Annotated in this window: 22 protein-coding genes and 1 riboswitch; of the genes, 14 read left to right on the forward strand and 8 right to left on the reverse strand. The window is 53.9% G+C overall.

The window, feature by feature from the left end; translation table 11 throughout:
* Positions 1–511: 511 nt before the first annotated feature.
* The gene (gene purH, locus GN208_RS15560; protein WP_004904119.1) at positions 512–2,101 is read left to right on the forward strand and encodes a bifunctional phosphoribosylaminoimidazolecarboxamide formyltransferase/IMP cyclohydrolase; all 1,590 of its coding nucleotides are present in this window, start codon (positions 512–514) and stop codon (positions 2,099–2,101) included.
* A gap of 16 nt (positions 2,102–2,117) precedes the next feature.
* On the forward strand, positions 2,118–3,401 hold the full coding sequence (gene purD / locus GN208_RS15565) for a phosphoribosylamine--glycine ligase (RefSeq protein ID WP_004904118.1): 1,284 nt from the start codon (positions 2,118–2,120) through the stop codon (positions 3,399–3,401).
* Between the two features lie 25 nt (positions 3,402–3,426).
* Here purD and GN208_RS15570 read toward each other — a convergent pair whose 3' ends face one another.
* From GN208_RS15570 to nudC, 6 genes are all read right to left on the reverse strand, one after another.
* The gene (locus GN208_RS15570; protein WP_015422415.1) at positions 3,427–4,086 is read right to left on the reverse strand and encodes a DUF1481 domain-containing protein; all 660 of its coding nucleotides are present in this window, start codon (positions 4,084–4,086) and stop codon (positions 3,427–3,429) included.
* A gap of 44 nt (positions 4,087–4,130) precedes the next feature.
* On the reverse strand, positions 4,131–4,403 hold the full coding sequence (gene hupA, locus GN208_RS15575) for a nucleoid-associated protein HU-alpha (RefSeq protein WP_004242271.1): 273 nt from the start codon (positions 4,401–4,403) through the stop codon (positions 4,131–4,133).
* A 182-nt stretch (positions 4,404–4,585) separates the two neighbouring features.
* Entirely contained in the window at positions 4,586–5,176 is a 591-nt protein-coding gene (locus tag GN208_RS15580) for a YjaG family protein (protein WP_004904114.1), read from the reverse strand.
* Between the two features lie 6 nt (positions 5,177–5,182).
* Complete coding sequence (gene nfi, locus GN208_RS15585) at positions 5,183–5,917, reverse strand: deoxyribonuclease V (RefSeq protein ID WP_225806430.1); 735 nt, start codon at positions 5,915–5,917, stop codon at positions 5,183–5,185.
* Positions 5,918–5,951: 34 nt separating this feature from the next.
* Positions 5,952–7,019 carry a uroporphyrinogen decarboxylase gene (gene hemE, locus GN208_RS15590; RefSeq protein WP_004242275.1) on the reverse strand — a complete coding sequence of 356 codons (1,068 nt, stop codon included), beginning with the start codon at positions 7,017–7,019 and terminating at the stop codon, positions 5,952–5,954.
* A gap of 92 nt (positions 7,020–7,111) precedes the next feature.
* Positions 7,112–7,894, reverse strand: a complete 783-nt coding sequence (gene nudC, locus GN208_RS15595; protein WP_004242276.1) for an NAD(+) diphosphatase — start codon at positions 7,892–7,894, stop codon at positions 7,112–7,114.
* 200 nt (positions 7,895–8,094) lie between these two features.
* On the opposite strand from nudC, the gene GN208_RS15600 reads away from it, so the two are divergent.
* From GN208_RS15600 to GN208_RS15625, 6 genes are read left to right on the forward strand one after another with little or no spacing between them, the layout of a single operon-like run.
* Positions 8,095–9,165 carry an extracellular solute-binding protein gene (locus GN208_RS15600; protein ID WP_015422414.1) on the forward strand — a complete coding sequence of 357 codons (1,071 nt, stop codon included), beginning with the start codon at positions 8,095–8,097 and terminating at the stop codon, positions 9,163–9,165.
* A gap of 10 nt (positions 9,166–9,175) precedes the next feature.
* Complete coding sequence (locus GN208_RS15605) at positions 9,176–10,000, forward strand: alkaline phosphatase family protein (RefSeq protein ID WP_004904108.1); 825 nt, start codon at positions 9,176–9,178, stop codon at positions 9,998–10,000.
* A gap of 22 nt (positions 10,001–10,022) precedes the next feature.
* Positions 10,023–10,886: an ABC transporter permease subunit gene (locus tag GN208_RS15610; protein WP_048884210.1), complete on the forward strand. Its 864-nt coding sequence runs from the start codon at positions 10,023–10,025 to the stop codon at positions 10,884–10,886.
* 22 nt (positions 10,887–10,908) lie between these two features.
* Positions 10,909–11,673, forward strand: coding sequence for an ABC transporter permease (locus GN208_RS15615; RefSeq protein WP_197708808.1), 765 nt, complete (start codon positions 10,909–10,911; stop codon positions 11,671–11,673).
* Positions 11,674–11,683: 10 nt separating this feature from the next.
* Entirely contained in the window at positions 11,684–12,712 is a 1,029-nt protein-coding gene (locus GN208_RS15620) for an ABC transporter ATP-binding protein (RefSeq protein ID WP_004904104.1), read from the forward strand.
* A gap of 9 nt (positions 12,713–12,721) precedes the next feature.
* Entirely contained in the window at positions 12,722–13,396 is a 675-nt protein-coding gene (locus GN208_RS15625; RefSeq protein WP_004904101.1) for an HAD family hydrolase, read from the forward strand.
* 67 nt (positions 13,397–13,463) lie between these two features.
* Here the strand turns inward: GN208_RS15625 and GN208_RS15630 are convergent, their stop codons facing one another.
* Positions 13,464–15,041 carry a methyl-accepting chemotaxis protein gene (locus GN208_RS15630; protein WP_004904100.1) on the reverse strand — a complete coding sequence of 526 codons (1,578 nt, stop codon included), beginning with the start codon at positions 15,039–15,041 and terminating at the stop codon, positions 13,464–13,466.
* 255 nt (positions 15,042–15,296) lie between these two features.
* Positions 15,297–15,416: riboswitch (TPP riboswitch) on the forward strand.
* A gap of 141 nt (positions 15,417–15,557) precedes the next feature.
* Between GN208_RS15630 and thiC the strand changes: the two genes are divergently transcribed.
* Genes thiC through thiH form a run of 6 tightly spaced genes read left to right on the forward strand, consistent with a single transcriptional unit; the run spans position 15,558 to position 20,995 of the window.
* The gene (thiC, locus tag GN208_RS15635) at positions 15,558–17,507 is read left to right on the forward strand and encodes a phosphomethylpyrimidine synthase ThiC (RefSeq protein ID WP_004904097.1); all 1,950 of its coding nucleotides are present in this window, start codon (positions 15,558–15,560) and stop codon (positions 17,505–17,507) included.
* On the forward strand, positions 17,494–18,159 hold the full coding sequence (gene thiE / locus GN208_RS15640; RefSeq protein WP_004904095.1) for a thiamine phosphate synthase: 666 nt from the start codon (positions 17,494–17,496) through the stop codon (positions 18,157–18,159). The genes thiC and thiE overlap by 14 nt, the downstream gene beginning before the upstream one ends.
* Entirely contained in the window at positions 18,149–18,907 is a 759-nt protein-coding gene (locus GN208_RS15645; protein ID WP_004904092.1) for a HesA/MoeB/ThiF family protein, read from the forward strand. The genes thiE and GN208_RS15645 overlap by 11 nt, the downstream gene beginning before the upstream one ends.
* The gene (thiS, locus tag GN208_RS15650) at positions 18,898–19,098 is read left to right on the forward strand and encodes a sulfur carrier protein ThiS (RefSeq protein ID WP_004904091.1); all 201 of its coding nucleotides are present in this window, start codon (positions 18,898–18,900) and stop codon (positions 19,096–19,098) included. The genes GN208_RS15645 and thiS overlap by 10 nt, the downstream gene beginning before the upstream one ends.
* A 2-nt stretch (positions 19,099–19,100) precedes the next feature.
* The gene (locus tag GN208_RS15655; RefSeq protein WP_015422413.1) at positions 19,101–19,868 is read left to right on the forward strand and encodes a thiazole synthase; all 768 of its coding nucleotides are present in this window, start codon (positions 19,101–19,103) and stop codon (positions 19,866–19,868) included.
* Entirely contained in the window at positions 19,868–20,995 is a 1,128-nt protein-coding gene (gene thiH, locus GN208_RS15660) for a 2-iminoacetate synthase ThiH (RefSeq protein ID WP_004904088.1), read from the forward strand. The genes GN208_RS15655 and thiH overlap by 1 nt, the downstream gene beginning before the upstream one ends.
* Before the next feature lie 35 nt (positions 20,996–21,030).
* Here thiH and GN208_RS15665 read toward each other — a convergent pair whose 3' ends face one another.
* Positions 21,031–22,467, reverse strand: a complete 1,437-nt coding sequence (locus tag GN208_RS15665) for an amino acid carrier protein (protein WP_004242299.1) — start codon at positions 22,465–22,467, stop codon at positions 21,031–21,033.
* Positions 22,468–22,470 lie beyond the last annotated feature (3 nt).

The raw sequence follows: 22,470 nt of genomic DNA on the forward strand, positions 1-22,470 counted from the left end.
AAAATAATATTTTTTGTGATATGTCCTGCGAGTGCCCACACAGATTGTCTGATAAATTGTTAAAGAGCAGTTGCAACATTCGCTGCCGTTGCCGGTCTTCTGCGTTGTTGCGAGGCTGCGTATATTACGTTTCCAGCCCCTTCGAGTCAAGCAATAATTTCTTATACGCCGTTCTCTTTTTTCCTGCCGGACCGCGTGTTAGCGCGTTGTTCCGTGTCAGTGGAGGTGCATTATAGGGAGTCGATTTCAGAAGACAAGTGTTAATTTTCGATTTTCTGACTGTTTGCTGCATTCCCCAGCAAAACCCCTGTTTATACCGGGTTACACACAAAGTTATCCACAGATGGTAAAAAATCACAAAATTCACAAGCAACACGCAAACGTTTGCGTTACAATCTGCTGCATTCGTGTACCGTTGCTTTTTACTCCGGGTTTTGAAATCTTATGAGATACACCGATTTCACCTGCAACCTATTGTCATTTATTCGTTGAATTCAAGGGATCCAAACTCATGCAACAGCCTCGCCCTATCCGTCGCGCCCTGCTCAGTGTCTCTGACAAAACCGGCATCACTGAATTTGCTCAGGCTCTTTCCGCCCGTGGTGTTGAATTGTTATCAACCGGCGGTACTGCCCGCCTGCTGGCTGACGCCGGTCTGCCGGTGACTGAAGTCTCCGATTACACCGGTTTTCCGGAAATGATGGACGGACGTGTCAAAACCCTGCATCCGAAAGTACACGGCGGGATCCTCGGCCGCCGCGGCACCGATGATGAGATTATGGCGAAGCATCAGATTTCCGCTATTGATATGGTGGTTGTGAATCTTTATCCGTTTGCGGAGACCGTGGCAAAACCCGGCTGCACATTGGAAGACGCGGTTGAAAATATCGATATCGGCGGGCCGACCATGGTGCGCTCCGCCGCGAAGAACCATAAAGATGTGGCGATTGTGGTAAAAAGCAGTGACTACAGCAATATCATTGCCGAGATGGATGCCGGACAAAACAGCCTGAGTTTCGATACCCGTTTTGATCTCGCCATCAAAGCCTTTGAGCATACAGCGGCTTATGACAGCATGATCGCTAACTACTTCGGTCAGAAAGTAAAACCGTACTTCGGCGATACCACTCAGCCTTCCGGTCAGTTCCCGCGTACCCTGAATCTCAACTTCATTAAAAAGCAGGATATGCGCTACGGCGAAAACAGCCATCAGAATGCCGCCTTCTATATAGAAGAGAATATTCAGGAAGCCTCCATCAGTACTGCTGTGCAGTTACAGGGCAAAGCCCTCTCTTATAATAATATTGCTGATACTGATGCAGCCCTTGAATGTGTGAAGCAGTTTGATAAACCAGCCTGTGTGATCGTCAAGCACGCCAACCCGTGTGGCGTGGCCGTTGCCGATAGCTTACTTACCGCCTATGACAATGCCTTCAAAACTGACCCGACCTCCGCATTCGGCGGTATTATCGCCTTTAACCGCGAACTGGATGCCAAAACGGCGGCAGAAATTATTGAACGCCAGTTTGTGGAAGTGATTATTGCCCCGTCCGTCGCGGAAGATGCGCTGCCGGTTCTCGCGGCAAAACAGAATGTCCGCGTGCTGACCTGCGGTCAGTGGCAGCATCCGGCTGCCGCCCTTGATTTCAAACGGGTGAACGGCGGTCTGCTGGTGCAGGATCGCGATCTCGGGATGGTCGGTGATACTGACCTGAAAGTGGTCAGCAAACGCCAGCCGACAGAGCAGGAACTGAAAGATGCCCTGTTCTGCTGGAAAGTGGCGAAGTTTGTTAAGTCCAATGCCATTGTTTATGCAAAGAATAATATGACCATCGGTGTGGGTGCCGGTCAGATGAGCCGTGTTTACTCCGCGAAAATTGCCGGCATCAAAGCCGGTGATGAAGGGCTGGAAGTGGCGGGATGCGCCATGGCATCCGATGCGTTCTTCCCGTTCCGTGATGGTATTGATGCGGCAGCTGCCGTTGGTATTACCTGCGTGATCCAGCCGGGTGGCTCTATCCGTGATGACGAAGTCATTGCAGCAGCAGATGAACACAATATCGCGATGATTTTCACCGGCATGCGCCATTTCCGTCATTAATACCCGGAGCTGACTTATGAATATCCTGATTATCGGTAATGGCGGACGCGAACACGCGCTGGCCTGGAAAGCTGCACAATCCCCGCTGGCAGCCAATGTTTATGTCGCGCCCGGTAACGCCGGTACCGCACAGGAACCAAACCTGACCAATGTGGATATCAGTGCGACAGATATTGACGGCCTGGTGGCCTTTGCCCGCGCCAATAATATCGGCCTGACCATTGTCGGCCCGGAAGCACCACTGGTGATGGGCGTGGTTGATGCATTCAATGCAGCCGGTCTGACTATCTTCGGCCCGGCCAAAGGTGCCGCGCAGCTGGAAGGCTCCAAAGCATTCACCAAAGATTTTCTGGCGCGTCACCATATCCCGACGGCGGACTATCAGAACTTTACTGAGGTTGAACCGGCACTGGCTTATCTGGACAAAACCGGTGCACCGGTGGTGATCAAAGCTGATGGCCTGGCGGCCGGTAAAGGCGTGATCGTCGCCATGACCCTGAAAGAAGCACAGGACGCGGTACATGACATGCTGGCCGGTAATGCTTTCGGCGATGCCGGGCACCGCATTGTGATTGAAGAGTTCCTGACCGGCGAGGAAGCCAGTTTTATTGTCATGGTGGACGGTAAAAATGTGGTGCCGATGGCGACCAGCCAGGATCACAAACGGGTCGGTGACAATGACACCGGGCCGAACACCGGCGGTATGGGTGCATACTCCCCGGCACCGGTGGTGACCGATGCCGTTCATCAGCGGGTGATGGAAAAAGTGATTTATCCGACCGTTGAAGGTATGGCGGCGGAAGGTCACACCTATCAGGGCTTTTTATACGCCGGGCTGATGATTGATGAACACGGCGAGCCGAAAGTGATTGAATTTAACTGTCGCTTTGGTGATCCGGAAACCCAGCCGATTATGATGCGGTTACAGTCAGACCTGGTTGAACTCTGCCTTGCCGGTGCACAGGGAAAACTGGCGGGAAAAACCTCGCTGTGGGATCCGCGTCCGGCGCTTGGTGTGGTGATGGCAGCCGGTGGTTATCCGGGTGATTACCGTAAAGGTGATGTGATCAGCGGACTGGATATTCAGGAAGCAGACTGCAAAGTTTTCCAGGCCGGAACAGCACTGAAAGAAGGTGCGGTTGTGACTGACGGCGGCCGGGTGTTGTGTGTGACGGCACTGGGTGAGGATATTGCTCAGGCGCAGAAACAGGCTTATGCCGCACTGAAACATATTCACTGGGATGATGCATTTTGCCGCAGTGATATCGGCTACCGTGCTATTGCCCGTCTGAATAAGTAAACCACGTTAATACCCTGCGGGAGATTTACAGTGAATCTTCCGTAGGTTCCCATTTACAGAAGTTATCATTTGCCGCCAGCAGAATTTCCCGTCCTTCCGGTGAATCCAGCCATGCAATGTAGATAGGTGATGCGCTGCTGCGCTGACGCTTCGCCAGGAACTGTTCTGTTTCCGCATCAAATTCAATGTAGGATTTATTACCCTGACAATCCGTGACATAGCTGTCACGCCACTGCCCCTGTTTCAGCCGGATATCACCGATCACCAGTGCGCTGTTAAGTGTCAGCTGTCTGTCCGCCACAAAGGTCATCCGGGTGATTTCGTCTGCGGTCAGCGGGGATTTATGCCCGTCTTTATCACGCTGCATAAAGATGGTATTGCCCTCGTGATCCAGCCGTATCTGTTCAGAAAAACCGTTATCGCCCAGATATTCTGCACGGATCTGCCAGAGCTGGCCTCTGCGGTATTCATAAACGGTGACGACGGTCTGTTGTCCGCTGCGGTAGGGACTGAAAACACTCATCAGGACACGGGGTTGGTTGTCAGCGTTGAGACGCCACATTCTGACAGCACCGTCGTCCGCGATATAACCGGACGCGCTGAAGGGAGGAAGGTCAGGCTGAACAGAGCAGGCGCTGAGCAATGAGCCAAAGCCCAGTGCAAGCAGCCCCTGTCTGATCAACAAAAGGGGACGAAATCCCCCTCTATCAATCTGTTTTTGCAACGCAATTATTTTACTGAATCTTTCAGTGCTTTACCGGCAGTGAAAGCAGGCACGTTTGCTGCTGCAATTTTGATTTCTTTACCGGTCTGCGGGTTACGGCCAGTACGCTCTGCACGATGGTTAACTTTAAAAGTACCGAAGCCAACTAATTGTACAGCATCGCCTTCTTTCAGAGAGTCAGTGATGGCCGCCAGAGTTGATTCCAGCGCTGCTTTAGCTTGTGCTTTAGACAGCTCTGCTTTTTCTGCGATAGCATCAATCAATTGAGTCTTATTCATAAAATATCCTTACAGTGTGTTTATCGTTTGCAAAGCATCGAGTGCGTCGGATGTGCCTTTTGACAGCCCTGATACACGCGCCCCGATAGCCACTTCTTTTCGCCCCCCACTGTAGACCAGAGACGGGGCAATTGTGAAGCCTTTAACACCGGCATTTATAGGCTTAAATCACGTTTTTTGATTTAATCGCCTAAACTAACGCCAATATTGCTGATCCCCGCATCCCGGAGATCGGATTTCAAGCCTTTTATCAACTCAATATCGCGCTCTTCGCAGGCGGCCAATAAGCGGTAAATTTCCCACTGAATGTCCCACTCTTCTTCAACAGCGGGCAATTCATTTAATTCGTCGTCGGACATTTCGCGTCCGGCTTGTGTCATTTCCAGTGCCGCGACAGTGCCGACTGAAATCTCACTGACCGCAATAGCGTGCTCCAGTGTTTCCCCGCTCAGGCGGGTATGGATAAGCTCACTGAGTGCCGCGCAGGCATCAATCGCCGGATACACACCGTAGATATCATAGTCGTCTCCATCAGGGATAATGTCTTCCAGCTTTTCCAGCTGGTTATCAAAGTTCACTTTTGCGTCTTTGACAGTCAGGACTTCCCAGATGAGATCCAGAATACGCCGGTAAAGCGACGGATCGGTAAACCCGGTCTGCTGACAAAAAACGGCATAATTCGGGTACATTCTCTCGCACAGACAAGCCGTGAAGGTGAGATGCTGCCAGCTTTCCAGTTTTTCCAGCCGTAAGTGGATCGGGTTCTTTAACATTCCGCTTTACTCGTTACTCTGATGTGAGCCGCAGTTTACCTGAAAATCCGTGATATCCACATCTTTACGTGGAAAATCGGGAAATTTCTGTTTCAACCGGACAAAAAATGTTCGATTTGAGGCAATGCCATCAGCCCAGCGGGTCGGTTCAGGCAGGCGATAGCCGCGCGTCAGGGCTTTTACCCAGGTCAGTGCGGTGTCAATACTCATATGATGACCGGGTGAAATGAACAGCGGATTGCAGCGGTTTTTGCTGCGCCAGACCCAGCCGAGCGGCTCACCTTTGTCTGTCAGCAGCGATTGTGCACCGGCCTCTTCCGTCAGCGGTTCAAACGTGCCGCACAACCGGCTTTTGGCCACACCGATGGCAGGTAAATCCAGCAGCACCCCGAGATGCCCGGCAACGCCGAGACGGCGCGGATGAGCGCGCCCCTGGCCGTCCACCAGCACCAGATCCGGTTTTAAGGTCAGTTTCTCCCACGCGGCAAGTGCGGCGGGGATTTCACGGAAGGAGAGCAGCCCCGGAATATAGGGCAGTTGTGTGGGAATGCGGGCGGTCTGATACTCCGCCACTTCCAGTTCAGGCCAGGTGAGGATCACCACAGCAGCCCGGGTGACGTTTCCCCCGTCCTCAAAGCCGATATCCACCCCCGCGATATAGCGGGGATTAAGCGGCACATCCTGCAGACTGACCCGTTGTGCCAGTTCTGTCTGCCGTGCTTTCAGGGCGCGGGTGTCGATGGCTGTCATGGTGACCTCCGTGGTCTGTCAGTGATCAGCCCTGATGATATTTGGCTGACAGGCGGTGAACAGATTCAACGAATGCACCGGCATGCTCAGGCGGAACATCCTGGTGGATGCCGTGTCCGAGGTTGAACACATGCCCTTCGCCCTGACCAAAACCGGCGAGGATAGATGCCACTTCCGCTTCAATGCGGGCAGGTGATGCATAGAGCATGGACGGATCCATATTGCCCTGTAACGCCACTTTACTACCGACCCGGCGGCGGGCATCCGCGATATCTGTGGTCCAGTCCAGCCCCAACGCATCACAGCCGGTTTCTGCCATCGCTTCCAGCCACTGTCCGCCGCCTTTGGTGAACAGAGTGACCGGTACACGGCGACCGTCATTTTCGCGGATCAGACCATCGACAATCTTGTGCATGTAATTGAGTGAAAACTCACGGTAATCACGCCCGGTCAGCACGCCGCCCCAGGTGTCGAAAATCATCACGGATTGTGCACCGGCTTTAATCTGCGCGTTGAGATAGAGGATCACGCTGTCCGCCAGTTTATCCAGCAGCAGGTGCAGGGTCTGCGGTTCGGCATACATCATCTTTTTGATTTTGGTAAAGGCTTTGCTGCTGCCGCCTTCCACCATATAGGTTGCCAGTGTCCACGGGCTGCCGGAGAAACCAATCAGCGGCACATCGCCGTTCAGGGCTTTGCGGATGGCGCGCACGGCATTCATGACATAACCGAGTTCCTGTTCCGGATCCGGCACCGGCAGTTTTTCAACATCACGGGCATTCTGGATCGGATGCACAAAGCGCGGCCCTTCACCGGTTTCAAAATAGAGCCCGAGACCCATCGCATCAGGAATGGTGAGAATATCGGAAAAGAGAATTGCCGCATCCAGCGGAAAACGACGCAGCGGCTGCAGAGTTACTTCACAGGCCAGTTCGGTGTTTTTGCACAGCGCCATAAAATCCCCCGCCTGTTCGCGGGTGGCTTTATATTCAGGCAGATAACGCCCGGCCTGGCGCATCATCCACACGGGGGTGACATCCACCGGCTGACGCAGTAATGCCCGCAGATAGCGGTCGTTTTTCAGTTCACTCATGACAGACTCCAAAAAGTTGTTGGCCGCGTAACGTATTGACGTCCTGAATAAAACCCATTGTAGCACGCCTGCCGCCCGGGGTCAGGGCGGTGTTACGCGTCTTCGTCATCCTGACGGCACAGTACGACTGTATCTTCAATCAGACGGCGGGCAATGGTATCCGGCGGCGGAATAACCGGCAGATTATCATAGCGGTACCAGTCTGCACTGAGCAGCTCTGACGGATCGTGATGAATTTCACCATCCGCATAATCCGCCAGGAATCCCATCATCAGCGAGTGCGGGAACGGCCACGGCTGCGAGGAGACATAACGGATATTCTGAATCTCAATCCGGCTCTCTTCCATCACCTCACGGGCGACAGCTTCTTCCAGGGTTTCGCCGACTTCGACAAACCCGGCGAGTACGGTAAACAACGGCGCGCTTTTGTGGCGGCGGTGCTGTGCCAGCAGAATAGAGTCATGACGGCGGATGCCGACAATAATACACGGCGCTATCTGCGGATAGTAACGTTCGCGGCAGCTGTCACACAGACACGCCCACTCACTTTCACTGTATTTCATCGCCGCACCGCAGTAGCCGCAATAACGGTGCGAGCGGTAGAATTCCGCCAGTTGCACGCCGCGTCCGGCCATTTTGAAGAGGTCATCATTCTCTGCGGCAATAATGCGCGGCGAACACATATCGGAACGCATTTTTTCGCGGATCAGCCAGACCGGCAGCCCCTGCCACTCCCCGATACGCACCGCCGGTTTCCCGGTCAGCATCCATTGTGCCGCACTGCCCTCCGGCAGTTGTCCTTCCGGCAGCCAGACGCGGTTATCCGCGCTGATAACCCAGTAGCCGGTTTCATTGCCCGTTAAAATCTGCTGCATAATAGAGACATCATGTTAATGAAATAATAATGGATTAAATCATACTCCGTTTGCGGGGAGAATACTCGGCATAACGGGGCATGCATTTCCCTGTCACCCGGCTGTCAGAAAAGTGTCACACGGGTGTCAGTTGCCTGTCACAAACGCGTCATACCCTAGCCTCACCACTGATACTGAATCAGTTAACTGACGAGGGTTTTATGACACGTTTTCCTGCTGCCAAAATATTGCTGACCGCCGTTGCTGTTTCCGCCTCTTTTTCTGCGTTCTCTGCCGGACAAAACACCATTCCTGAAGAACTGATTGCCGCCGCCAAAAAAGAGGGCGTGGTTTACAGTGTCGGGATGCCGGATACCTGGGCCAACTGGAAAGGCACCTGGTCTGATCTTGAAAAACTCTACAGTATCCGCCATCAGGATACCGACATGAGCTCTGCTCAGGAAATTGCCAAGTTTGCGGCTGAAAAAAGTAATGCCACCGCAGATATCGGGGATGTCGGTGCCGCCTTCGGCCCTGTCGCCGTTCAGAAAGATGTGGTGCAGCCTTATAAACCCACCACCTGGGATCAGATCCCGGACTGGGCAAAAGATAAAGACGGTAACTGGGCGCTGGCCTATACCGGCACCATTGCATTCATCATCAATAATGACCTTGTCAAAGAACAGCCGAAAAGCTGGGCTGATCTGCGCAGCGGTAACTACCGCGTGACAATCGGTGATGTCGGTATCGCGGCACAGGCTAACAGCGGCGTGCTGTCTGCGGCCTTTGCCCTCGGCGGTAATGAAACCAATATTCAGCCGGCGATTGAGTTGTTTGCCGATCTCGCCAAACAGAAACGTTTATCCCTGAATGACCCGAGCGTGGCCAACCTGGAAAAAGGGGAAGTGGAAGTGGCGGTAATGTGGGATTTCAACGCCCTTAACTACCGCGACCAGATTGATGCCAAACGCTTTACCGTGGTGATCCCGTCTGACGGCTCTGTCACCTCCGGTTACACCACCATCATCAACAAATACGCGAAGAACCCGAACGCCGCCAAACTGGCCCGTGAGTTTATCTTCAGTGATAAAGGACAGCTCAACCTGGCCGAAGGATATGCCCGCCCTATCCGCGCAGCACACCTGACCCTGCCGGACGATATCAAAGCCAAACTGCTGCCTGAATCCCAGTACAGCAAAGCCAAACCGATTACCGATTTTGACGGCTGGGAAAAAACCTCCCGCCAGTTGCCGAAACTGTGGCAGCAGAACGTTATCATCAACATGAATTAACGGAATGACAATGAATAACCCAGTTATCCTGGTTGTTCTGGATGGCTTAAACTACCGCACAGCCCATGACTGCATGGGCTTTATGCAGGGGTTAGCCGAATCCGGGAACGCCACACTGTACAGCCTGAGCTGTGAACTGCCCTCGCTCTCCCGCCCGCTTTATGAATGTATTCTGACCGGCGTGCGCCCGGTTGACAGCGGCGTGGTGCACAATCAGGTGGTGCGCCTGTCACACAACGACAGTATTTTCTCCCTCGCACAAAAAGCCGGAAAAACCACCGCTGCCGCCGCTTATCACTGGGTCAGTGAGCTGTATAACCGCGCTCCGTTTGATGCTGTCCGTGACCGTTTCACTCACGATGATTCGCTTGCGATACAACACGGCTGTTTTTATCAGGCGGATCACTATCCAGATGATCATTTATTCCTCGATGCGGAATATTTACGCCGTCAATACCACCCCGATTTCCTGCTTATTCACCCGATGAATATTGACGATGCCGGTCATAAATCCGGCGGGGATTCACAGCAATACCGCAACAGCGCCCGCCGTGCAGACGGCCTGCTCTCCGCGTATCTGCCTGCCTGGCTTGAAGCGGGTTATCAGGTACTGGTGACCAGTGATCACGGTATGAATAATGACCGCTCACACGGCGGGATTCTGGATGAAGAGCGCACTGTCCCGCTGTTTGTTACCGGTGACGCCTTCTCTCATGAGGCCGATCTTCCGGTGCAGCAGACACAGCTGTGCGGCACCATCTGCCGGTTGCTCGGCCTGAGCGGACACAACAAAGCCGCTGTACCGCGCCTGCTGCGGGAGACGCAACATGGCTGATATTCTGCCGGAGCTGACCGCGATGAAAAGTAAGCAACATACCCGCCCTCTGTCACGCCGTCTGCCGCTGAAACCGATGCTGTTACTGCTCCCGGCTGCTCTGCTGTTCGCGCTTTTCCAGCTTGCGCCGATGTTATGGGTGATTATCAACAGCTTTGTGTATGAAGATGCCTGGTCATTCGGTAACTTTACCGAAATCTTCAGCAGCCCTTTTTATATTCAGTCCTTTGAAAACACTCTGTGGATTTCCGGGGTATCGGCGGTCGGCGGGCTGATCCTCGCCGCACTGTTTGCCGCCTCCTTACAGCACGTCCCGCCGCGTCCGCGCCGCTGGCTGATTGCCTTTACCAATATGACCGGCAACTTCAGCGGTGTGCCGCTGGCGTTTGCTTTCATCATCATTCTCGGCGTCAACGGCGCCATCACCCTGCAACTGAAAGCCTGGGGAGTGATTGAGGATTTCAATCTCTACAGCGCTGCCGGGCTGATGCTGATTTATCTCTATTTTCAGATCCCGCTGGGGATCCTGCTGCTCTATCCGGCGTTTGATGCCCTGAAACCGGAGTGGGAGGATGCCGCCAAAACCATGGGGGCCGGCCGCCCGGCCTACTGGCGCTATGTCGCGCTGCCGGTGCTTTCGCCGGCGCTGCTCGGCACCTTTATCATTCTGTTCGCCAATGCCGCCGGGGCTTATGCCTCCACTTATGCGCTGACCACCGGGAACTACAATATGGTGACCATCCGTATCGCCAGCCTGGTGTCCGGCGACCTGTTCCTGGAGCCGAATATGGCGGCGGCACTCTCTGTCCTGCTGATGGTTATCCTCGGATTCATCACTGTTGTCTATCACTGGCTGCTGAAACGGAGTTACCATGCCAAGTGCTGATCTCACACTCAATCCGCCGTCCATGGCGCGTTATCACAAAATCATGCTCAGCCTGATTGTGATCCTGCTGCTGTTACCGATTATCGCGACCCTGCTGTATTCCTTCTCCACCCGCTGGGGTGCCACGGTGCTGCCGGACGGCCTGACATTACAGTGGTATCTGAAACTGTGGCAGGATCCGCGTTTTCTTGCCGCGTTCGGCCGTTCGCTGTTTATCTGTTTTGTCACCCTTGCCATCAGCACCCTGGTGATCCTGCCGCTGGTGTTTGCCGTGTTTTATTACTTCCCGCGGCTGAAAGGGCTGATGGAGATCCTGATTATTCTGCCGTTCGCCGTGCCGCCGGTGGTCTCCTCCGTCGGATTACTACAGCTGTTTGCTGACGGGCCGCTGCCGATTGCCGGTACGCCGTGGATCCTGATCGGCACCTATTTCACCATCACCCTGCCGTTTATGTACCGGGCGCTGGCCAACAGCCTGAACGGCGTGCCGCTGAAAGATCTGCTGGATGCCGCCCATCTGCTCGGCGCAGGCACTTTTAAGGCATTTCTGCTGGTGGTGGTGCCAAATATCCGCAAAGGGTTGCTGGTGTCGCTGCTGATCGCCTTCTCCTTCCTGTTCGGCGAGTTTGTATTTGCCAATATCCTGGTCGGCACCCGTTACGAAACCCTGCAAATCTATCTCTATAACATGCGCCAGACCAGCGGGCACTTCACCTCCGCACTGGTGGCGAGCTACTTTATTTTCACCCTGATCCTGACCCTGATCGCGACACGCTTAAGCCGCTGAGGAATCACTGATGAGCTATGTAATTGCTGAAAACCTGACAAAATCCTTTGCTGCCACTCCGGTCTTTTCCGGTCTGAATTTTTCTGTCAGCAAAGGGGAATTTATTACTCTGCTCGGCCCGAGCGGCTGCGGTAAATCTACCTTGCTGCGTTGTCTCGCCGGGCTGGAACCGGTCAATGACGGCAGAATTTATGTGAATAAACAGTATATTACTTCATCTCCGCCACAGCAGCGGGAAATCGGCATGGTGTTTCAGAGCTATGCGCTGTTTCCGAATATGACCACTGAACGCAACATTGCTTTCGGTCTGAAGATGCAGAAAGTCCCGGAAAATGAACAGCGCAAATCCGTTGCAGAGGTGATTGAGCTGGTGGGTCTGAAAGGAAAAGAACAGCATCTGCCGCATCAGCTTTCCGGCGGCCAGCGCCAGCGGGTGGCACTGGCACGGGCACTGGTGATGAAGCCGCGCATCCTGCTGCTGGATGAACCGCTCTCCGCGCTGGATGCGCAGATCCGCAAACATCTGCGCCAGCAAATCCGTCAGATCCAGCGCGAGCTGAATCTCACCACCATTTTTGTCACCCACGACCAGGAAGAAGCCATGCTGATGTCTGACCGCATCTTCCTGATGAACAAAGGTGAAATCGTGCAGAGCGATACCGCCGAAAATATCTACACCCAGCCCGCCAATGAGTTTGTCGCGCGTTTTATGGGGCATTACAATCTGGTCAGCGCGCACAACGCCAACAGCCTGCTCGGCCTGAATCTCAGCGGTATTGTGGCGATCCGCCCGGAATCCATTTATGTGCGCGAGGCCGGAAGGCAGTACGGGGAACACATTTCTCACCCGGTTTCAGGTACAATCCGTGACAGTCAGTTACTGGGCAATATTATCCGTTATCAGGTGGATACCGGGCTGGGCGCACTGACCGTGGATCTGCTGAACCGCTCCTCAGAGCGGCTGTTTGAACAGGGCACTCAGCTGGAGCTGATGTTCAATAAAAATGAAATCCGCGCCCTTGCCCCGTCAGTTAATTAAAGGAACGTCATGTCAACATTAGCGGTTTTCGACCTCGATCACACCTTAATCGCTGCAGACAGCAGCCTGTTATGGACAGACTACCTGTGGGAAAAAGGCATTATCACTGATCCGGCCTTTCTTGCCGCAGATAAGCAGATGATGGCGGATTACAGCGCCGGTAAGCTGGATATGGCCGCGTATATGGCCTTCAGCCTTAAGGCCTTAGGCAATGCCACCGTTGCACAGATTGATGAATGGGTAGCTGATTTTACCGAAAGCAAAGTGCGCCCGCTGGTCTACCCGGATGCGGTCAAAACCCTCGCGTTTTATAAAGAACACGGCGTGCCGGTGATCATCATTTCTGCCACCGCCGATTTTATTGTCAAACCGGTGGCGAAGATGCTGGGTGTGAATCTGGCGTTTGGTATCGAACTGGAAGTCCGGGATGATCACTACACCGGTGCATTGCAGGGGATCACCACCTTCCGGGAAGGGAAAGTGGAAAAACTGGCTAACTTTCTGGATATTCGTCAGTTTTTACCGGAACGTACGATTTTTTATACCGATTCCGCCAACGATTTACCCCTGTGCCGCTACGCCACGGATGTGCTGACGGTCAACGCTGACCCGGTATTGAAGGCAGAAGCAGAAAAGCAGGGGTGGATGCAGCTGACGTGGTCATTAAACCCAGTAAACAGCTGATCCTCCTGCCCGTCACTGATAAATATGATACCCGCTGCCGGAGGTACGGCAGCGGATATCAGCCGGATCAGGCGGCGCTGCTCCCCAGTCTGAACTGTGTCATAACCTGCATGAGCTGCCCCGCCTGCTGATGCAGGCTTTCCGCAGCCGCCGCATTTTCAACCACCAGCGCAGCATTCTGCTGTGTGACTTCATCAATCTGCTGTACAGCAATCCCGACCTGCGAAATGCCCTGAGACTGCTCATTTGCCGCCAGTGTCAGCTCGTCAATCATCTGGCTGACACCCTGTGTCTGAGTGACAATCACCTGCATCGACTCACCGGCTTCTGCCACCAGTTTACTGCCGGCATCCACCTGCTCAACACTGGTATTAATCAGATTTTTTATTTCACCGGCAGCCTGTGCACTCCGCTGCGCCAGTGTCCGGACTTCGCCGGATACCACAGCAAAACCGCGTCCGTGTTCACCGGCGCGGGCGGCTTCCACCGCCGCGTTCAGTGCAAGGATATTGGTCTGGAATGCGATGGAATCAATCACACCGATAATGTCAGTGATTGTGCGGGAAGAGTTTGAGATATCCTGCATGGCATGAATAACCAAATCCACTTTCTCACCACCGTGACGGGCGGTTTCGGACGCTTCCGCTGCCATCATGTTCGCTTTTGCCGCAATCTCCGCACTGCTTTTCACTGTAGCAGACAACTGTTCCATTGATGCTGCGGTCTGCTGCAGACTGCTGGCCTGGGATTCAGTACGCTGGCTCAGATCAGCATTACCGCTGGTTATCTGCATTGTGCCGGTCACAATACTGTCACTGTTATTACGCACCGTACCGACGATACTGGCCAGATTCCTCTGCATCGCTTTCAGGGTACTCAGCACACTACCGTCCGGAACCGGATGAATTTCATCGGACGGCGATAGATCACCGGAAGCCACCCGTTCAGCCACTTCTTTCAGTTGGGCGGGTTCGGCGCCCAGAGAGCGTGTCAGATTCCGGATAATCATCACCCCGGAGACAATCGCCAGCGTTAACGCCAGCAGCGCGAACACCAGAATAATGTTGCTCTGGCGCTCATAATTGGTATTAAATTCCTGAATAAGCTGATTACCGGTTTCCGTGCCATGATCGCGGCTGGCACGGAATGACAGGATATAGGCATCCGATGCCGCATATTCGGCATCCATCATTTTCGCAATCGCCTCCTCATGACGTCCCTGCTGATCGAGTTCAAGCACTTCACGGGTCACGGCGGCATAGTGTTTTTCATCCGCTATCATCTTATCAAGCAACGCCCGTCCCTGCGGATCCATGCCGAACTCATTGACCATATCCAGCAGTGTCTGCGTTCTTTTACTGACTTTCCCGTCCTCTTCTTTAAAACGGTTCAGTTCTTCTGTTTTATCTTTCTTATCAGTCGCATTGATCATATCCCGCAGCATGATAGCCCGCTCTTCCGTCGCATGGCGGACTTCATACGCCTGAACCTGAAGTGCATATGTCCCGTTAACGTAATTCGTGAACATCTCTTTGTCTTTATACAGGTTCATCACCGCCATTCCGGAAACCAAAGCCAGAATGGCGATCAGAACACCAAATGTGACAGATAACCTGACACGAATCGTCGTATTTTTAAGATTCATCTTTTTTCCTGATGCAGAAAGCAATCAATAAGGCCAATAAATAACCAATTGTTTTTTCTTAATATGCCGTAATAAGGCACGCCGACAAAAAACATCGGCAACTGACCGGAAATTATCAGTTTTAATTTAATTTTTTTTATCTTTAGCCACAGCGGCGTAACCGCTGAATATCAGGGAGGATGACCGGGAATGCTTCAGGTAAATAAATGATGTTATAAAAAGGTTGTAGTTTCCGGGCAGCTTCTTATACTGAAATCTTTCTTGTCGGAGTGCCCAGTATTTATCTCTGTGATAAATCGGGCTGAGACCGTTAATTCGGGATCCGCGGAACCTGATCGGGTTAGTACCCGCGAAGGGAACAAGAGTAATCTTTCCTTTTTTAACCGCTGTTTTCAGCCGCCGCAATGCGGTTTTTGGGTACAGCCGGTTATCACGCATTACTCCTGACGCACCTCCAGACAAGCAATTTCTCACTTTTTCTTCCGGCGTTGCCGGTTTCACTGTAAGGAATTTGCTATGTCCCGTGAACAACGTATTGATACCACTGATCTCTCCCCGGGTGCGGAAACCGCCGCTCCTTCCAAAGCCCGTACCCGCCGTGAGCAGCGCGACGCGGCAGAGGAATATATCAGCACCCTGAAAGGGGTGAATTTCCCGAATTCCTCCCGTATTTATCTCACCGGCTCGCGCCCGGATATCCGCGTACCGATGCGGGAAATTGCCCTGTCCCCGACTCTGATCGGCGGTGATAAAGCCAATCCGCAGTATGAAGAGAATGAGCCGGTACCGGTTTATGATACCGCCGGGCCGTACGGCGACCCGCAGGTGAAACTGGATGTCCGCGCCGGTCTTGCCCGTCTGCGTGAGCAATGGGTTGCAGAGCGGGATGATACCGAGGCGGTGACACAACTGAGTTCTGATTTTACCCGTGACCGGCTGGCCGATAACGGCCTTGACCATCTGCGCTACCCAAACCGCCCGGCACCGCTGAAAGCCAAAACCGGAAAATGCGTGACACAACTGCATTATGCCCGGAAAGGGATTGTCACCCCGGAGATGGAGTTTATCGCCATCCGCGAAAATATGGGACGTGAACGTATCCGGGGAGAAGTCCTGCTGCAACAGCATCCGGGACAGCATTTCGGTGCCAATCTGCCGGATAACATCACCCCGGAGTTTGTCCGCGATGAAGTCGCTGCCGGACGCGCCATTATCCCGTCCAATATCAACCACCCGGAATCCGAGCCGATGATTATCGGCCGCAATTTCCTGGTAAAAGTGAATGCCAATATCGGCAACTCCTCTGTCACCTCCTCCATTGAGGAAGAAGTGGAGAAACTGGTCTGGTCCACCCGCTGGGGCGCGGATACGGTGATGGATCTCTCCACCGGCCGCTATATCCACGAAACCCGCGAGTGGATCCTGCGTAACAGCCCGGTGCCTATCGGTACTGTGCCGGTGTATCAGGCACTCGAGAAAGTGAACGGTGTGGCCGAGGATCTGACCTGGGAGATGTTCCGCGATACCCTGCTGGAGCAGGCGGAACAAGGGGTGGATTACTTCACCATTCACGCCGGTGTCCTGCTGCGTTATGTGCCGATGACGGCAAAACGCCTGACCGGCATTGTGTCACGCGGCGGCTCGATTATGGCGAAATGGTGTCTGTCCCATCATCAGGAAAACTTCCTCTATCAGCACTTCCGTGACATCTGTGAAATCTGCGCGGCGTATGATGTGGCGCTGTCGCTCGGTGATGGTCTGCGTCCGGGCTCTATTCAGGATGCCAACGACGAAGCCCAGTTCGCTGAACTGCATACTCTCGGCGAGCTGACCAAAATCGCGTGGGAATATGATGTGCAGGTGATGATTGAAGGCCCGGGCCATGTGCCGATGCAGATGATCCGCAAAAACATGACCGAAGAACTGGAGCACTGCCATGAAGCGCCGTTCTACACCCTGGGGCCGCTGACCACCGATATCGCACCGGGCTATGACCATTTCACATCCGGCATCGGTGCGGCACTGATCGGCTGGTTCGGCTGTGCCATGCTCTGTTATGTGACACCGAAGGAACATCTCGGATTACCGAATAAAGAAGATGTTAAACAAGGGCTTATCACCTATAAAATCGCCGCGCACGCCGCCGATCTCGCCAAAGGGCATCCGGGAGCACAAATCCGCGATAACGCGATGTCAAAAGCGCGTTTTGAATTCCGCTGGGAAGATCAGTTCAATCTGGCGCTGGACCCGGAAACTGCCCGGACTTACCACGATGAAACCCTGCCGCAGGCATCCGGCAAAGTCGCACATTTCTGTTCAATGTGCGGGCCGAAATTCTGCTCAATGAAAATCTCACAGGAAGTCCGCGACTACGCCGCGGGGATGGAAGAGATGTCTGACGCCTTCCGCGCCAAAGGCAGCGAGCTGTATCACAGTGCAGAGGAGCGTATCGATGAATCTGCCTGACGCGCCGTTTGCCCGGACGGAACATAAATTAGGGCTGTATCCGGTGGTCGATTCACTGGTGTGGATTGAGCGGCTGCTGGCATCCGGCGTGCGGACTATTCAGCTGCGCATCAAAGACAAAACCGATGCACAGGTGGATGAGCAGATCCGCACCGCTGTTGCGCTGGGGGAAAAATATCAGGCGCGGCTGTTTATCAATGACTACTGGCGTTCTGCCATAAAGCACGGTGCGTATGGTGTGCATCTCGGCCAGGAAGATCTGGATATTGCTGACTTGCGGGCGATTCAGCAGGCCGGACTGCGCCTCGGAATTTCCACCCACGATGACAACGAGTTGCTGCGTGCCAAAGCGCTGCGTCCGTCCTATATCGCGCTGGGGCATATTTTCCCGACACAAACCAAAATCATGCCCTCTTCCCCGCAGGGTTTAGAAAACTTAGCCCGCCAGGTTACCGCCACGCCGGATTTCCCGCTGGTCGCCATCGGCGGTATTTCCCTTGAACGCGCTCCTGCTGTTGCTGCCACCGGCGTCGGCAGTATTGCGGTGGTCAGCGCCATCACCAAAGCCGCTGACTGGCAGGCCGCCACCCGGCAACTGATGACACTGACCGGGGAAGCCGCTGAATATCAGGAGGTAAACCATGCTGAATGATCATGATTTTATGCGCTACAGCCGCCAGCTGCTGCTGGAGGATATCGGCCCGGAAGGTCAGCTGAAACTCAAACAGTCTCATGCGGTGATCACCGGCCTCGGCGGGCTGGGTTCTCCGGCGGCGCTGTATCTGGCCGCCGCCGGTGTCGGTGAGCTGACCCTGATTGATGATGATGAGGTACATCTCTCCAACCTCCAGCGCCAGATTTTATATACCGAAGCCGATGTGCCGGACAATAAAGCCCGCACTGCGGCAGTACGTCTGCGGGCACTGAACCCGGCCCTGACACTCAATGTGATCACCGAACGTCAGACCCGGGAAACGCTGCAACGTATTGTACAAACAGCAGATATTGTCCTCGACTGTACCGACAACATGGCCACCCGCCATGCTATCAATGCCGCCTGCGTGACGCAGCAAAAAACCCTGGTCAGCGGCAGCGCGGTTGGTTTCAGCGGACAACTTCTGGTACTGCAGCCCCCGTTTGAGCACGGCTGTTACTGCTGCCTCTATCCCGATGATGTCATTCCGGAACGCAACTGCCGAACTGCCGGTGTGCTCGGCCCGGTTGTCGGGGTGATCGGCACGCTCCAGGCGCTGGAAGCCATTAAATTGCTGGCAGGATTGTCTTCCCCGCTGAACGGAAAATTACGCCTTTTCGACGGCAGACAGCAAAGCTGGAGCACATTACAGCTCCGGCGGGCAGCAGACTGCCCGGTGTGTCAGGAGGCAGCCGCATGCGCATAACGGTGAATGACGAGGTGATGGATATTGATTCTCCCATTACCGTCAGTGAACTACTGACATTTCTCGGCCGCCCGGTGGCAGGCATTGCTGTCGCGGTAAATCAGACCATTGTTGTCCGTGGCTGCTGGTCAGAACACGTTGTCCGCGACGGCGATCAGATTTTACTTTTTCAGGCTATCGCAGGAGGTTAATGATGCTGACGATTGCAGATACCACATTTACATCCCATTTATTTACCGGCACCGGGAAATACACCAGCAGCCGGGTGATGCAGGAGGCGATTACCGCCTCCGGCAGCCAGTTAGTCACCATGGCGATGAAGCGTATCGACCTTTCTCAGGGACACGATGATATCCTTGCCCCGCTCCGTGAACTCGGTATTAAACTGCTGCCGAATACTTCCGGTGCAAACAATGCCCGGGAAGCGGTGTTTGCCGCACAACTGGCGCGGGAGGCGCTCGGCACCAACTGGATCAAACTGGAGATCCACCCCGATGCCCGTTATCTGCTGCCGGACCCGGTTGAAACCCTGGCTGCGGCAGAAATACTGGTGAAAGAGGGGTTTGTTGTCCTGCCTTACTGCAGTGCGGACCCGGTACTATGCCGCCGGTTGCAGGAGGCCGGATGCGCCGCCGTTATGCCGCTGGGTGCACCTATCGGCTCCAATCAGGGATTACAGACCCGCGATATGCTGCGCATTATTATTGAACAGGCAACGGTTCCGGTAGTGATTGATGCCGGGATCGGCGCACCCAGCCACGCCCTCGAGGCGATAGAACTGGGTGCAGATGCCGTGCTGGTTAATACCGCGATGGCCGTTGCCCGCTCACCGGTCACCATGGCAAAAGCGTTCCGTCTGGCCATTGAGGCCGGGCTGCTGGCGCGGGAGGCAGAGCTGGCGCCGAAGCAGTTGCAGGCATCGGCATCCAGCCCGCTGACCTCATTCCTGGGAGCATTGTGATGAGTGAAAAAACCTTCAGTGACCGCTGGCAGCAGCTGGACTGGGATGATCTCACCTTACAGCTCAACAGCAAAACCACGCGGGATGTCGAACGGGCGCTGAGTGCAGACACGCTGACCACCACGGATTTTATGGCACTGATCTCCCCGGCTGCCCGGCCGTATCTCGAAGTGATGGCGCAGAAAGCACAGACTCTGACCCGGCAGCGTTTCGGCCATGTCGTCGGGATGTATGTCCCGCTCTATCTCTCTAACCTGTGTGCCAACGACTGTACTTACTGTGGCTTCTCCATGAGCAACCACATTAAGCGCAAGACCCTGACACCGGCAGAAATCCATAGCGAATGTAAGGCAATAAAAGCCCTCGGCTTTGACAGCCTGCTGCTGGTCACCGGCGAACATCAGCGCAAAGTGGGAATGGACTACTTCCGCGAAACCTTCCCGCTGATCCGTGATTATTTCAGTACCATGATGATGGAAGTGCAGCCGATGGCGACAGAGGAATACGCCGAACTGCGCACGCTGGGGCTGGACGGCGTGATGGTGTATCAGGAAACCTACCATGAGAGCACCTATCAGCGGCACCATCTGAAAGGGAAAAAACAGGATTTTCACTGGCGGCTGCAAACCCCGGATCGCCTTGGTCAGGCCGGGATCAGCAAGATCGGGCTCGGCGCGCTGATCGGCCTGTCCGGTCAGTGGCGGACAGACTGCTACATGGTCGCGGAACATCTGCACTATCTGCGCCAGCGCTACTGGAAAACCCGTTATTCCATCTCTTTCCCGCGCCTGCGCCCGTGTGCAGGCGGTATTGAGCCGGAATCCCTGATGAATGAAACGGAGCTGGTGCAGCTTATCTGTGCATTCCGCCTGTTCGCACCGGATATTGAGCTGTCACTCTCCACCCGCGAATCACCGTATTTCCGTGATCATATGGTGCCGGTGGCGATAAACCAGGTCAGCGCCGGTTCCCGCACTCAGCCCGGCGGCTATGCCGAAGAGGATGATCCGGAACTGGAGCAGTTCAGCCCGCATGACAACCGCTCGCCGCAGCAGGTCGCGGATGCCCTGCTCGCCGCCGGTCTTCAGCCGGTCTGGAAGGACTGGGATAAATATCTGGGAAGATAATGTAAGAAAGGCCGGTGAATACCGGCCTGATTTTTTTATTCTATCCGCTTACAGTAAGTCACCGGCGGCACATCCTGTCCGGCATTTTTCGCCGGAATATAGCGATCCCAGAAATCATTAAATAACCGGAAAATCTCTTTCCGCCGGCTCAGTATTAATGTCATGGTGATCAGCACATAGACCGCACTCAGAATATCGGTCAGCGCCCACAAAATATCGGCCTGAAGGTTAGTGAATAACACAATCGGCGCCAGGTAATAAACCCGGTACAAATTCTTCGCGATTTTATTGGCTCTGGTATCCCCGAAGAAAAAGTTCACCGCTTTCTCACAGGTAAAATACATACCGATGGTCGTGGTACAGGCCAGCAGGGTGATAAATATCGCCATAAACCAGCTGCCCGCATCACCGTATGTCACTTTAAATGCCAGCGTGGTCAGGCGTGATGAGGTAATGCCGGCGTAATCCACCCACACGTTAGTGGTCAGAATAGCCAGCGCGGTAACAGTACAGATAATAATGGTCAGGAAAACCTCGCCGAAACCCCAGCTGGACTGGCGGATCGGGTGATCGGTTGTTGCTGCCGCATGCGCCACAATACCGTAGCCGGTTCCGGCGTCATTGGAATAAATCCCCCTGGCGATCCCGAAACGGATGGCTTCCATCACAGTTGCTCCGGCAAATCCGCCGACACCGGCAGCCGGTGAAAAGGCCGATTTAAAAATCAGCGCAAATGCAGGCAGGATCTGATCATAATTCATCACCAGCAGAATAACGGCAACGGTCAGATAGGTGATCGCCAGTTTCGGCACCACACTTTCCATTTTGGAGGAAATACCTTTTAATCCGCCGATAATGACACTGGCAATAAAAATAACCATCACCAGCAATGTCAGGTAACTGTCGACATTAAACGCTTCTTCGATAGAGGACGTCGCGGATTCACTCTGTACCAGACAAGTCCACGGCCCGAGCATAAAACAGCATACCGACAATGCAACCGCACCTTTTTTCCAGCCCAGAGCATGTTCCATCACAAATGAGCGGTCACAGACATACTCATCCATCGATTTTTCATATTTGACGCGGTAACGCTGGCCGAGAATAATTTCACAGGCTTTGGTCGCAATTCCGAAAAAAGCAGAAAACCAAAGCCAGAATATCGCGCCCGGCCCGCCCATCGTAATCGCGGTTGCCACCCCGCCGATACTGCCGATACCCACGGTATTCGCCAGCGCGGTACAGGCGGCGGCAAAACTGGATACTGAGCCCGCCCCCTGAATTTGTTCACCGGCATTTTTTTTCTTAAACAACCCGCCGTAGGTATTTTTAATATTAAAACGGAAATTCAGCTGGTATTTAAACCGGAATTTAATGGTCAGCCAGATACCAAGACTGACTAATAAAACCGGCATCGGATAAGTCCAGATAAAATCTGAAAACTGATTAATAATATTAAGAATCGTGTCCATAGT

This window comes from Morganella sp. HSTU-ASny43 (assembly GCF_022819185.1).
GTDB classification, from domain to species: Bacteria; Pseudomonadota; Gammaproteobacteria; order Enterobacterales; family Enterobacteriaceae; genus Morganella; species Morganella morganii.

What these genes read in the sequence shown, in the direction of transcription:
- GN208_RS15665 (WP_004242299.1), bottom strand. Translation starts at nt 22,467, where the DNA reads ATGGACACGATTCTTAATATTATTAATCAGTTTTCAGATTTTATCTGG.
- thiS (WP_004904091.1), top strand. Translation starts at nt 18,898, where the DNA reads ATGCGCATAACGGTGAATGACGAGGTGATGGATATTGATTCTCCCATT.
- thiH (WP_004904088.1), top strand. Translation starts at nt 19,868, where the DNA reads ATGAGTGAAAAAACCTTCAGTGACCGCTGGCAGCAGCTGGACTGGGAT.
- thiE (WP_004904095.1), top strand. Translation starts at nt 17,494, where the DNA reads ATGAATCTGCCTGACGCGCCGTTTGCCCGGACGGAACATAAATTAGGG.
- purD (WP_004904118.1), top strand. Translation starts at nt 2,118, where the DNA reads ATGAATATCCTGATTATCGGTAATGGCGGACGCGAACACGCGCTGGCC.
- GN208_RS15605 (WP_004904108.1), top strand. Translation starts at nt 9,176, where the DNA reads ATGAATAACCCAGTTATCCTGGTTGTTCTGGATGGCTTAAACTACCGC.
- GN208_RS15615 (WP_197708808.1), top strand. Translation starts at nt 10,909, where the DNA reads ATGGCGCGTTATCACAAAATCATGCTCAGCCTGATTGTGATCCTGCTG.
- GN208_RS15610 (WP_048884210.1), top strand. Translation starts at nt 10,023, where the DNA reads ATGAAAAGTAAGCAACATACCCGCCCTCTGTCACGCCGTCTGCCGCTG.
- purH (WP_004904119.1), top strand. Translation starts at nt 512, where the DNA reads ATGCAACAGCCTCGCCCTATCCGTCGCGCCCTGCTCAGTGTCTCTGAC.
- GN208_RS15655 (WP_015422413.1), top strand. Translation starts at nt 19,101, where the DNA reads ATGCTGACGATTGCAGATACCACATTTACATCCCATTTATTTACCGGC.
- thiC (WP_004904097.1), top strand. Translation starts at nt 15,558, where the DNA reads ATGTCCCGTGAACAACGTATTGATACCACTGATCTCTCCCCGGGTGCG.
- GN208_RS15580 (WP_004904114.1), bottom strand. Translation starts at nt 5,176, where the DNA reads ATGTTAAAGAACCCGATCCACTTACGGCTGGAAAAACTGGAAAGCTGG.
- GN208_RS15600 (WP_015422414.1), top strand. Translation starts at nt 8,095, where the DNA reads ATGACACGTTTTCCTGCTGCCAAAATATTGCTGACCGCCGTTGCTGTT.
- GN208_RS15645 (WP_004904092.1), top strand. Translation starts at nt 18,149, where the DNA reads ATGCTGAATGATCATGATTTTATGCGCTACAGCCGCCAGCTGCTGCTG.
- GN208_RS15625 (WP_004904101.1), top strand. Translation starts at nt 12,722, where the DNA reads ATGTCAACATTAGCGGTTTTCGACCTCGATCACACCTTAATCGCTGCA.
- GN208_RS15620 (WP_004904104.1), top strand. Translation starts at nt 11,684, where the DNA reads ATGAGCTATGTAATTGCTGAAAACCTGACAAAATCCTTTGCTGCCACT.
- hemE (WP_004242275.1), bottom strand. Translation starts at nt 7,019, where the DNA reads ATGAGTGAACTGAAAAACGACCGCTATCTGCGGGCATTACTGCGTCAG.
- nudC (WP_004242276.1), bottom strand. Translation starts at nt 7,894, where the DNA reads ATGCAGCAGATTTTAACGGGCAATGAAACCGGCTACTGGGTTATCAGC.
- GN208_RS15630 (WP_004904100.1), bottom strand. Translation starts at nt 15,041, where the DNA reads ATGAATCTTAAAAATACGACGATTCGTGTCAGGTTATCTGTCACATTT.
- hupA (WP_004242271.1), bottom strand. Translation starts at nt 4,403, where the DNA reads ATGAATAAGACTCAATTGATTGATGCTATCGCAGAAAAAGCAGAGCTG.